The 11,627-nt window shown below is 67.5% G+C and carries 8 protein-coding genes and 1 pseudogene; all 9 read left to right on the top strand.

Annotated features, from left to right (window positions below; genetic code table 11):
• Nucleotides 1-708: pseudogene (locus DD1DGNOD_RS27400) on the top strand (hypothetical protein); the annotation flags it as partial.
• 431 nt (nt 709-1,139) lie between these two features.
• Nucleotides 1,140-2,327: an HpcH/HpaI aldolase/citrate lyase family protein gene (locus DD1DGNOD_RS22095; RefSeq protein WP_131770965.1), complete on the top strand. Its 1,188-nt coding sequence runs from the start codon at nt 1,140-1,142 to the stop codon at nt 2,325-2,327.
• 70 nt (nt 2,328-2,397) lie between these two features.
• Nucleotides 2,398-3,774: a phosphoribosyltransferase family protein gene (locus tag DD1DGNOD_RS22090; protein WP_131768406.1), complete on the top strand. Its 1,377-nt coding sequence runs from the start codon at nt 2,398-2,400 to the stop codon at nt 3,772-3,774.
• On the top strand, nt 3,771-4,904 hold the full coding sequence (locus DD1DGNOD_RS22085; RefSeq protein WP_241251771.1) for a cysteine protease StiP family protein: 1,134 nt from the start codon (nt 3,771-3,773) through the stop codon (nt 4,902-4,904). Before DD1DGNOD_RS22090 ends, DD1DGNOD_RS22085 begins: the two co-directional genes overlap by 4 nt.
• Before the next feature lie 826 nt (nt 4,905-5,730).
• Entirely contained in the window at nt 5,731-6,615 is an 885-nt protein-coding gene (locus DD1DGNOD_RS22080; protein ID WP_131768450.1) for a sucrose-6-phosphate hydrolase, read from the top strand.
• A gap of 219 nt (nt 6,616-6,834) precedes the next feature.
• Nucleotides 6,835-7,437, top strand: coding sequence for a TetR/AcrR family transcriptional regulator (locus DD1DGNOD_RS22075; RefSeq protein WP_241251770.1), 603 nt, complete (start codon nt 6,835-6,837; stop codon nt 7,435-7,437).
• A 223-nt stretch (nt 7,438-7,660) separates the two neighbouring features.
• Nucleotides 7,661-9,151, top strand: a complete 1,491-nt coding sequence (locus tag DD1DGNOD_RS22070; protein WP_241251769.1) for an MFS transporter — start codon at nt 7,661-7,663, stop codon at nt 9,149-9,151.
• Nucleotides 9,152-9,429: 278 nt separating this feature from the next.
• Nucleotides 9,430-11,358 carry an acetate--CoA ligase gene (acs, locus tag DD1DGNOD_RS22065; RefSeq protein ID WP_241251781.1) on the top strand — a complete coding sequence of 643 codons (1,929 nt, stop codon included), beginning with the start codon at nt 9,430-9,432 and terminating at the stop codon, nt 11,356-11,358.
• 104 nt (nt 11,359-11,462) lie between these two features.
• Nucleotides 11,463-11,627 (top strand): DUF3417 domain-containing protein (locus DD1DGNOD_RS30065; protein ID WP_241255918.1); only part of this gene is annotated, 165 nt, incomplete at its 3' end.

Here is an 11,627-nt window from a genome sequence, read left to right as displayed (position 1 = left end):
GTCATGCGGGACGTCGCCGATCTGCGTGCGGAGCAGATCGGCGACGCGGTGAAACTGTCATGGCGCCTGGACGGCCCGGTGGACGCGGTCACGATCGAGCGGACCGTGGACGAATCGTCGCCGGTACGGCTTCCGATGCGTCGGATCAGGGCGAACGCGGGTCAGTACGTCGACTCCGCTGTCCAGCCAGGTGTCACCTACTGTTATCAGATCTATGTCGAGTTCCATGACGTGGACGGCGTTCCCGCGCGTACAAGCGGGTCGCGGACCACGGTGACGGTTGCAGCGCGTCCACGGGCGGACCTGCCGATCCGCCAGGACCAGCCGACCGGGGCGGACCCGCCGATCCGGCAGGACCCGCAGACACAGGACCCGCAGACACAGGAGCAGCAGACAACGGTCAGTTACACCGTGGCCCGAGCCGGCTGGCGCCGCCGTACACTGCGTGTACAGGTCCGAGCGGACGGTGTGCCGTCCGAGCTGGTGCTGATCGCGCGATCCGGGACGACCCCACCGCAGGCGCGAGGAGACGGGCAGGTACTGGCCCGGATGTCCGCTCACGCGCCGGCGCGTGAACACAGTGAGCACACGATGGAGGTCTCTCTGGACGGTGCGCAGCTTCCGTGGGGGGTACGGCTGTTTCCGGGGTCGGACGGGATGGGGGTCGTACTGCAGCATCCTCCGGACGACGCCTTGGTGGTTCGCTGAACCCGTCCGCTCTACTCTTACGCATACACACCTCGCTATTACACGTTGAATAACGTGTCATCCCGAATGGATTGCGTGACGCGCTGCCGGGCAATGTGTATTCGGAGATCATATATGGTGCTCGGAGTCCGGGGTCGGCGGCGGAGTGTACGCGGGGCTGAGTATGAGCGGGGCTTGAGTGCAAGCGGCTGTTCGACCTGCTCTGACGCCCTCCGCCGGGCAGTCGCCGGCTCCGCCCCGCCCGGCCGGTCACGATCTCGGTTGCCGCTGCTGCGGGTATGTGAATATCGGTTGTCCGGCTGATGACAGCAGCATGCGGGATTTCGGAACCACCGGTCGTAGAGGTAGGTTCTGGCCAGCCTGGCACCTCGCAAATGACGACGTGCGACTGCCCCGATCACCGAACGGTCCGACGACAGGGGGTTCGACCGGTGCGTCACTTCGGTTTTCTGGCCGCGGACCGGGCGGACGCGCTGTTTCACCGCTTGCCCGAGGAGATCCTGCCGGCCGCGGACCGCCGGCTGGTGGCAACGGCGCTCGGGGCGACCCTTTACGCTCCGGGCACCCGCCCGACGCTTGCCGCGGACGTCCGCCGCCAGGTGTCCGCCGGGGTGACGTCGATGGTGCTCTGCCTCGAGGACGCCATCGCCGACCATGAGGTCCCCGCGGCCGAGGCGAACATCGTTGCCGCACTGCGTGATCTGGGTGAGAATCCGCCGGCCACCGCGGGCGGACCGCCGCTACTGTTCGTCCGGGTTCGCGACACCGATCAGATATCGCGCGTCACCGCGCAGCTTGACGCCAGCTCGTCGGCGATGCTCGGCGGTTTCGTGCTGCCCAAGTTCGATCCCGAGGGTGGAGTGGCGGCGCTGGCCGCGGTCGTGCGGGCCTCCGACCGGCTCGGCCGGCTGCTGTGGGCAATGCCCGTGCTGGAAAGCCCTCAGGTCATCTTTCGCGAGACCCGGGTGCAGACGCTGCTCGGAGTGCGCGACCTTGTCGACAAGCACGGCGACATCGTGCTTGCCGTGCGTATCGGCGCAACTGATCTCTGTGGTCTGTTCGGACTGCGCCGTGACCGCGACCTGACCATCTATGACATCGCGGTGGTGCGGGACTGTATCGCCGACATCGTCAACGTGTGTGGCCGCGGTGGGGAGCACGTGGTGAGCGGGCCGGTCTGGGAATATTTCGCGCAGCCGGAGCGGCTTTTTGTCAGCTCCCTGCGGGTCACGCCGTTCGAGGAGGCGGACCTCGTCGACGACAGTGCGGACGGCGCGCGGATGCGGTCACGGCTTGTCTCCGCCGATCTCGACCGGCTTATCCGCGAAGTCGTGCTCGACAAGGCCAACGGGTTACTCGGCAAAACAGTGATCCACCCCAGTCACGTTCCTGCCGTACACGCTCTGCATGTAGCCACTCATGAGGAGTACACGGACGCGATGACGATTCTCGCGGACAATGTCGGCGGAGTGCGCCCGAGCCACTACGCGAACAAGATGAACGAGCTGCGGCCCCATCGGACCTGGGCCGAAGGTGTGTTGCGGAGGGCTCGGGCCTTCGGTGTCCTGCGTGAGGGGCATACGTTCGTCGACGTTCTGGCGGCGACCGGCGCCCTGTGACGGACCGAGCCCGGACAGGGCCTGTTGGACGAGTGGCAACGTTGGTAAACCCTGGCAGGGCGGAGGTCGTGTGAGCCTGGTGGATGCTGTCGCAGCGTCGTCGAGCGGTCCGGGGTGGCTCTGGAACGAGCTGGGGCTTGACGTTCGTGTCCGGACCGACGTGGTCGGCAAGGGTCTGGACGCGTTGGTGGGCCTTGCGTTGCGACGCAACCCGAGGCGGGCCCACCTGCTGGTCAGCCGCGTTCTCGGCAAGCATCTGCCGGTACGTCCGGCGGAGTCGCTCGCGGCCGGTCACCTGCTGGCCGCGCAGGTCCGCGCCAGCTGGCAGACGTTCGGGGGTGATCCCGCGGCGTCGGCACCGTTGGTGCTCGGCTACTGCGAGACCGCCACATCACTCGGGCACAGTGTGGCCGACGGCCTCGCCGGCTGCGACTACCTGCACACCACACGCCGGATCGTCCCCGGCGCAACCACGTTGCTGGACTTCGACGAGGCGCATTCGCATGCCACGTTCCACTGGTTGATGCCGCGCGATCCCGAGCTGGTGCGGGCACCCCGACCGCTGGTGCTCGTCGACGACGAGCTGTCCACCGGCCGGACCGCTCTGGGCACGATCCGCGCGCTGCACGCTTTCGCGGCCCGGCCGTCGTACACGGTGGCCACGCTTTTCGATGCCCGGCCGGCGGCGTCCCGCCGTGCCTTCGACGAGCTCGAGGACCGTCTCGGCGTGCCCGTGCGGGTGGTGTCGCTGCTGTCCGGGGAGCTGGTGATCCCGGACGACGTGACCGTGCGCGCCGAGCGGGTGAGGGCCCGGTACGGCGGCGGCGCTGACGGTAGTTCGACGCAGTCGCCTACAGAGCTCAATTCGGTACGTTACGTGACATCCAAGTGGCCTGAGGAGCTGCCGGACGGCGCCCGTCATGGCTGGTCACAATCGGACCGGACCTTGCTCGACGAGGTGGCGCCGCTGGTCGCCAAGGATGTGGCTGCGGTGTTGAACGAGCCATCGGGTCGCATTCTCGTGCTCGGCACCGAGGAACTGATGTACGCACCGTTGCGTATCGGTGACGCACTCGACGAGATCGTCTCCGGCGAGGTCGTCTACCACTCGACGACCCGTTCGCCGGTCCACCCGATCGACGCTGAGGGCTACGCGATCCGCTGTGCGTGGACCTTTCCGGCGCCTGACGATCCCGGCCGGGTCAGCCATGTCTACAACGTCCGGCCCGGCCTGTACGACGACATCGTCGTGGTGGTCGACTCGGCCGCGAACGGCCGGGCCGCCACCGGGGTGGCCGGCGTGAACGTGTCGGGGGTGGTCGACGTGTCGGGGATGGTCGGGGTGCTGCGCCGATGTGCGCCGGTCACGGTGGTCACGATCCCGACGCGAGGGCCGGCCGGACGTCCGCTGACCCCGCCGATCGGCCTTACCGGGGGTGCGCGGTGAGCGGGAGTGCGGTGACACCGATCATTCCGGGAACGGTGGGTTCGGGTTCCTACGACCCGGCGGACGTCACCTTTCTGCTGAAGGATCTCAGCGACATCCCGTTGGAACGCCCCACCGAGGACCGTGAGGAGGATTTTTCCAAGGGCCGCCACTACTCCGAGGACCTGCCGGTCGAGTACGAACCGTCGGAGGCCTATCTCGCACTGTTCGAGAACGCTCTTGCCCGCTCGGCGGTACGGGTTGCCACCGCGGTCGGCATAGCCACCGAGCTTGTGCTCGCGACCAGACAGAAGCCGGTCATCGTGTCGCTCGCGCGAGCCGGCACGCCCGCCGGCATCCTCATGCGGCGCTGGGCCCGCTGGAGGTACGGACTCGACCTGCCGCACTACTCGGTCTCCATCATCAAGGACCGGGGGCTCGACGAGAACGCGATGCGCTGGATTCTTGCCCGTCACGACCGGCGGACGCTGCAGTTCGTCGACGGCTGGACGGGTAAGGGCGCCATTCTCAAGGTGCTCGAAGCCGCTTCCCACGGCCTCGGGGTGGACGCGTCCATGGCGGTCATATCCGACCCGGGCCACTGCACGCCCCTGTACGGGACGCGGGATGACTTCCTGATCCCGCACAGCTGTCTGAACTCCACGGTCAGCGGTCTGGTGAGTCGGACCGTGCTGAACCGGTCGCTGATCGGCCCGGCCGACTTCCATGGGGCGAAGTACTACCGGCATCTTGCTGATCGAGACTATTCCCGTCGTTATGTCGAAACCGTTGTCGAGGCATTTTCCGCCGCGTCGGGCGCGGTCGCGGACGGCATCTCGCGGACGGAGGACCGTACCCCGACCTGGGCCGGGTGGCAGGCGGTCGAGACGTTGGCGAGGGAGTACGGGATCGGCAACATAGGTCTGGTCAAGCCCGGGGTCGGCGAGACCACCAGGGTGCTGTTGCGGCGGGTGCCTTGGAAGGTCGTTGTTGCACCCGACCGGCTGGCGGAGCTGTCTCATGTCCTGTCACTGTGCGAGGCCAAGGGAGTACCCGTCGAGGAAAGGGCTGATCTGCCGTACTCATGTGTCGGGATCATCAAACCGCTCGACGGCGCATCCGACCGCGCGTTGTTCAACGTGCCGTCGTGATGAGGCGCGCTGTCACGGTGAGCAGCGGTGGGCACGGGCCGGTCCGTCGATTCCAGGTTGTCCGGTATTTCCAGGTCGCCCAGTATCTCCATGATCATATTTTTCCGTCGGATCGGTCCGCGGGCGCTGATGGTAGTGCGTAACTCGCTGACCGTGACCAGACGCTGCTGGACGGCGGCAACGACGACGTCGTACACGGCTTCTGGCCGCTGCGCCCAGTTGGCCATGTCCACAACGGATCGAGCGAGCCGGGTCCGGGGTGGACGCAGATGTGGATATATGTCGCTGGAGTCCAGACGGGTGCTGTGGTGAATGACAACACCCGGCCGTGGGCCAGGTTGTCGTCCGGCGGGCACGACAACGGTGATGCGTTCGTCGTCAAATCCACGCAGGCCCCCCATGGCAGCCGCGGAGGCACCGCCGAGAACGGCATGCGGTCCGATGGATTCGACCGCGCACCACAGGAGCTGGATGCGGGTGGGTGGTTCCGGGTGGGTCACGAGCGCACCCGGCATGGGAAGCTGCCATCGCCCGGTTTTCAGCCGCCATCGAATTGTTGAGCGGCTCATGCCGGCGGCGAGGGCGGTGCGGACGGCGATAACGCCGCACTGGCTGTCAGCGGTCTTCTGCCAGGAGTACTGGCCGGGGTCCGGGGCCATGCCTGTGAGCTTTGCAGGCGCGCCCGGTCGGGTGAAACAGCACGCGGCGATCTGTGGACAACCGCTGCCCACCCGGGCCGGGTGTGGACAGCCAGGCGCCGTTGCCGGAACCGTCCGGTGCCTGTACACGGACAACCCATGCGATTGCGTGGCATGTCGGCCCGCCCCTGGCATACAGTCGGGGCATCAACGCGTGGACGTCCCTGCCATCCCCGGCCGCAGCCCTGCCGGGTCCGCGCTGGGTCGTCGCCTGTGACCTCGACCAGACGCTGATCTACAGCAGGCGCTCCTTCCGGCTCCCGTCCGGCGCTGACGAACCCGACCTGGTCACGGTGGAGCGCATCGACGGCGAACCCGCCGCGTTCTGCACCACCGGGGCTGCCGAGCTGATCGCGAAGCTGCATGCGACAGCGACCCTCGTCCCGGTTACCACCCGTACCCGGGCACAATACGAACGGGTCGATCTCGGTGTGTGCCCCCAGTATGCGATCACGACCAACGGCGGTCATCTGCTGGTCGACGGCCGGCCGGACGAGGACTGGGTGGCCGCAGTCCGGGGCCGGATCGCCGCGCATGCCTGCCCGCTCGCTGACGTGCGGGCCGCAGCGCAGCGTCTCGCGGCCGACGGATGGGTCCGGGTGAGCCGTGTCGCCGACGACCTCTTCGTCTACCTCGTCGCCTACGAACGTGCCGGCATCCCCGACCTGTCCGGCCTCGCGGCGGGCCTGGCAGCCGACGGGTGGACCCTGTCCGTCCAGGGGCGCAAGGTCTACCTGGTACCGGCCGTGCTGACCAAGGAGGCGGCAGTGGCCGAGGTGATGCGCCGGACCGGGCACGCGCGGCTTGCCGCCGCCGGGGATTCGCTGCTGGACGCGGGCATGCTCGCCGGCGCGGACCTTGCCGTCCGCCCCGCCCATGGCGAGTTGGACGATCATCGTTGGACGAACCCCAACCTGCGGGTCACCAGTGCTTCGGGTCTGCACGGGGGACAGGAGCTTCTGGAGATCATCGCAGGTGAACTCTCCGCCGCGAGGCATTGCCCCGGTATGTGAGCTTCAGCGGGTCAAAGGCGGCGCGATCACGTTTTTCTCGCGCTCGAGGTCCGGAAGCCGGTCCGGGAGGCCCGGCGGAGCAATAGCTCCCGGATCGGCTTCCGGGCTGTCCGGGCACATGCTCCGCCTCGTTGTCGTCGGTCGCTCTTGGTGTAATTCGGGTACAGTACGGTACCGTTTTGGAAGATGGTCGGCGGCGGGAGGGAGGCCACGACTTTGATGGTTTCGACGTCCCTGGGCGGCGCCGTGCGGGGGCGCCCTCGGGATGACGCACGTGAGCAGGCCATTCTGCGCGCGGCTCTCGAACTGCTCACCGAGGTCGGTTACGAGCGCATGAGCATGGTTGCCGTGGCGGCCCGGGCACGGGCGAGCAAAGCGACGATCTACCGGCGGTGGGCGGGCAAGGACGAACTCGTCGTCGAGGCGATCCGTCGCCAGGCGGTCGACGACATCGTTTGCGTGGATACCGGGAATCTGCGCGGCGACCTGGTCGACATCATCCGCCAGAAGGTCAAGCGCCTGTCCGAGGGCGGTGCCGCCCTGATGGCCGGCGTCGTACTGGCCATGCGCGAGTCCGTGGCCCTGGCGGCGGCACTGCGGGTCCAGATGATCGAGGATAGGCGCGACATCGCCGCTCTCATCGTGCAACGGGCCTTCGACCGGGGCGAACCGTGCTCGCCGACGGCCGCCGACGTCTTCAACGAGCTGGTTCCCGCGATGGTCTTCTCCCGGCTGCTGGTCACCGGCGAAGCCCTGGACGACGCATTCATCCAACACATGGTCGACGACATCCTGCTGCCACTGATGACATCGGCATGCTGATGCTCCCTGGCATCTCCGATGCTCCGGCGGCGTGACAGGAACATGATCGATCTTTTTTTAACCTATACCGGAGGTTTCGACCTCCGGCAGTGCGAAGGAAACATCATCGCGCCGCCTTCGGCCTTCCGGCCGACGCCGCTGTCCCTGTCGCGTCCCGCGCCGCCGTATGTCCCGAGGCATGACGTCCTCCCCGTATTCCGGCCTGGCCGGTCAAGGAGCAGCCGTGACAACGACTACCGACCATGTGCCGCACGGCGTCGACGCGCAGTCGCAGGAGCCTGATCCCCGCCGTTGGCTCGCGCTTGGCATCGTTGCCGTCGCGCAGCTGATGGTTGTGCTCGACGCGTCCATCGTGAACATCGCCTTACCGCATGCCCAGACCGACCTGCACATCTCCACGGCCGACCGGCAGTGGGTCATCACCGCGTACACGCTGGCGTTCGGCGGACTGTTGCTGCTCGGCGGCCGGATCGCCGACTTCGCCGGGCGCAAGCGCGCCTTTGTGGGCGGTCTGCTGGGCTTTGCCGCGGCCTCCGCGCTCGGCGGTGTCGCGCCCAACGCCGGCCTTCTGTTCGCCGCCCGTGCGTTGCAGGGAGCGTTCGGGGCGGTTCTCGCGCCGGCTTCGCTCTCCCTGCTCGCGGTGACGTTCACCGAGAGCAAGGAGCGCGCCCGCGCGTTCGGCGTCTACGGTGCGATCTCCGGCGGTGGCGCCGCGATCGGGCTCATCGTCGGCGGTCTGCTCACGGAATTCGCTTCCTGGCGCTGGTGCCTGCTGGTCAACGTCCCGATCGCACTGATCGCCGCCGCGGCGGCCCTGCCGATCGTGCGGGAGAGCAGGGCAGCGGGACACACCAGCTACGACGTCCCGGGCGTGGTCGCCGTCACCGCCGGACTCGTCCTGCTGGTCTACGGTTTCACCAAGGCCGCGGAGGACGGCTGGAGCGCGAGTGTCACGCTCGGGCTCCTCGCGGCCGCCGTGGCACTGCTCGTCGCATTCGTCGTCATCGAGATCCGCAGTGCGGCGCCGCTGCTCCCGCTACGCGTCCCCCTGGAACGCAACCGCGGTGCCTCCTACCTGTCGTCACTGCTCATCGGCGCCGGCCTGTTCGCCATGTTCCTGTTCCTCACCTATTACTTCCAGACCAGCCTCGGGTACAGCGCACTGCGGACGGGATTCGCCTTCCTGCCCTTCAGCGCCGGCATCATCGTGTCGGCCGGGGCCGCCAGCCAGCTCCTGCCACGCACCGGTCCGAAGATCCTGATGGCTGCCGGAAGCCTGTTGACCACAGGCGGCATGCTCCTGCTGATCCGGATCGGGCTCGACACCGGTTATGCCAGCCACGTCCTGCCCGCCGAGGTGCTCATGAGTGTCGGGATGGGGCTGGTGTTCGTCCCGCTGGCGAGCACCGCGCTGATCGGTGTCGAGTCCCACGACGCAGGTGTTGCCAGCGCCCTGGTCAACACCACCCAGCAGGTTGGTGGATCGCTGGGTACGGCGCTGCTCAACACGGTTTTCGCCACCGCGGTGACGAGTTACGTCGCCGATCACGACGCCGGCCCGGCCAGCCAGGCCCAGGCGTTGATCTCCGGCTACACGACCGCGTTCGCCTGGAGCGCGATAATACTTTTCGTTGCATTTGTAGTGATCGTCGTCCTGCTCCGGGCCGGCAGGGACGAGGTACCCACCGACGGGGTGCCGGTTCACGCCGGGTAGCGGGTAGGCCTGCCATCCGGAAAGTGCCGGGACACTGAACGCTGTATGTGGCCTGCACTTCGTGATACACCCATGCGGACGAGATGGCATCGGTCCTGGAGGGGCAAAGGCGGCGCGATCATGTTCTTTCCGCGCTGCCGGACACCGCCCCTGGATCATTAGGAGGGCATGTGACCAGCACGGCGGACGGCACTGGTCTCGACGCTGCCGGTACAGGCATTGCCGGTACGGACATTGCCGGTACCGATGACGTCGGCCTGGAACACGAGCTTGAGCGGATGCTGGCGGTGGACCGGTTCGATCCGCCGGCCGATTTCGTCCCCCGCTGGTTCCACGCCTCCGACGCCGCTTCGGCGGCCGCCGATCCGGTGGCTTTCTGGGCGGAGAAGGCCCGTACCCTGCTGGACTGGGACACGCCGTTCACGACCGTGCTGGACGACGAGAACCCGCCGTTTTTCCGCTGGTTCACCGATGGTCGGCTCAATGTCTCGGCGAACTGCCTGGACCGGCATGTGGCCGCGGGCCGCGGGGACAAGGTGGCCTTTCACTGGGTCGGCGAGGAAGGCGAGCGCCGCTCGCTGACCTACTCCGATCTGCTGGCCGAGACGCAGCGGCTGGCCAACGGGCTCAAGGGGCTGGGGGTCGGCAAGGGCGACGTCGTGGGGATCTTCCTTCCGATGATTCCCGAGGTCGCGGTGGCCATGCTGGCCTGCGCCCGGATCGGCGCGGTGCACAACGTCGTCTTCGGTGGCTTCGCCCCGTCCGCCGTGCGGGAGCGGATGGAGGTCTCCGACGCCAAGGTGCTGATCACTGTGGACGGCGCCCGGCGCAAGGGCCGCACCGCCGCGGTCAAGGAGGCCGTGGACGCGGAACTGGGCGATCTGAAGACCCTTGAGCGCATCGTGGTGGTCCGGTCCACCGGGGTTGCGGCGCCGATGTTGGAAGGCCGGGACGTCTGGTACCACGAACTGTGCGAGCAGGCCGACCCGGTGTGCCCGCCCGAGCCGCTGGACGCCGAGCATCCGCTGTTCATCCTGTACAGCTCCGGTTCCACGGCCAAGCCCAAGGGCATCCTGCACACCACCGGGGGGTACCTGACCGGGGCGACGTACACCCATCGGCTGGTCTTCGACCTTGATCCTTCGTCCGACGTCTACTGGTGTTCGGCGGACGTCGGCTGGATCACCGGCCACTCCTACATCGTCTACGGGCCGCTTTCCAATGGCGCGACCAGCGTGATGTTCGAAGGTGCCCCGGACTATCCCGACCGGGACATCTGGTGGAAGATCGTCGAAGAGTTCAAGGTCACGATTTTCTACACCGCTCCGACCGCCATCCGCACCTGCATCAAGTGGGGGCCGCAATACCCGGGCCGGCATGATCTGTCCTCGCTGCGGCTGCTCGGCACGGTGGGTGAACCGATCAATCCCAAGGCGTGGCTGTGGTATCACAAGGTCATCGGCGGTGGCCGCTGCCCCATCGTCGATACCTGGTGGCAGACCGAGACCGGTGCGATCATGATCTCGCCGGTGCCGGGCGTGACGTCGACCAAGCCGGGTTCGGCCACCACCCCACTGCCGGGGATCTTCCCCGCGCTGGTGTCCGAGGACGGAGAGCCCCTCACCGAGGGCACCGGCATCCTGGTGATCACCAAGCCGTGGCCGTCCATGCTGCGCACCCTCTACCGGGACGACGAGCGGTTCGTGCAGACGTACTTCTCCCGGTTCGGTCCGAACGTGTACGTCGTCGGTGACGCCGCCAGACTGGACGCCGACGGCTACTTCTGGATCATCGGCCGGATCGACGACGTGATCAACGTGTCGGGGCACCGCCTGTCGACCGCCGAGGTCGAGTCGGCGATCGTCGCGCACGAGGCGGTAGCGGAGGCGGCGGTCGTCGCCCAGTCCGACGAGCAGACCGGCCAGGCCATCGTGGCCTTTGTGACGCTTACCGGGGACCGTGTCGGTGACGACGCCACGGTCGCCGAGCTGCGCGAGCACGTTGCCACGCGAATCGGCAAGCTCGCCCGTCCCAAGCGGGTGATCTGGGCGGACGATCTGCCCAAGACACGGTCCGGGAAAATCATGAGGCGGTTGCTGCGTGACATCGCCGAGGGGCGTGCGCTCGGTGACGTCACGACGCTGCGGGATCCGAGCGTGATGGCTGTTCTGGCACACAAGATCGCCGAATCCGGCCCGGACGAATGACGGTTCGATGATCGTTGAGGCCGGGTCCCGGCCGGATCGCTGTCCTGCGATCCCAAGCCCCCGGGTGGGAAGGGCCCGTTCGAGCTGTCTAGGCTGACCATTTCGTGAGAGCCCTTCGACGCTTCACCGTCCGCGCGCAGCTTCCCGAGCAGCTTCACCCGCTCGGCGAGCTTGTCCTCAATCTTCGCTGGTCGTGGCACCCGGAGACGCTGGATCTCTTCGAGTCCGTCGATCCCGAGCTGTGGCGCACCTGCAAGGGGGATCCGGTG

Source organism: Candidatus Protofrankia californiensis (genome assembly GCF_900634765.1).
Classification (GTDB): domain Bacteria; phylum Actinomycetota; class Actinomycetes; order Frankiales; family Frankiaceae; genus Protofrankia; species Protofrankia californiensis.
Note: the sequence above shows the minus strand (reverse complement) of the source record. Positions and strands in the feature narration are given on the sequence as shown.

Coding starts and splice junctions, on each gene's coding strand:
- DD1DGNOD_RS22075 (WP_241251770.1), top strand. CDS start 6,835: ATGGTTTCGACGTCCCTGGGCGGCGCCGTGCGGGGGCGCCCTCGGGAT.
- acs (WP_241251781.1), top strand. CDS start 9,430: ATGCTGGCGGTGGACCGGTTCGATCCGCCGGCCGATTTCGTCCCCCGC.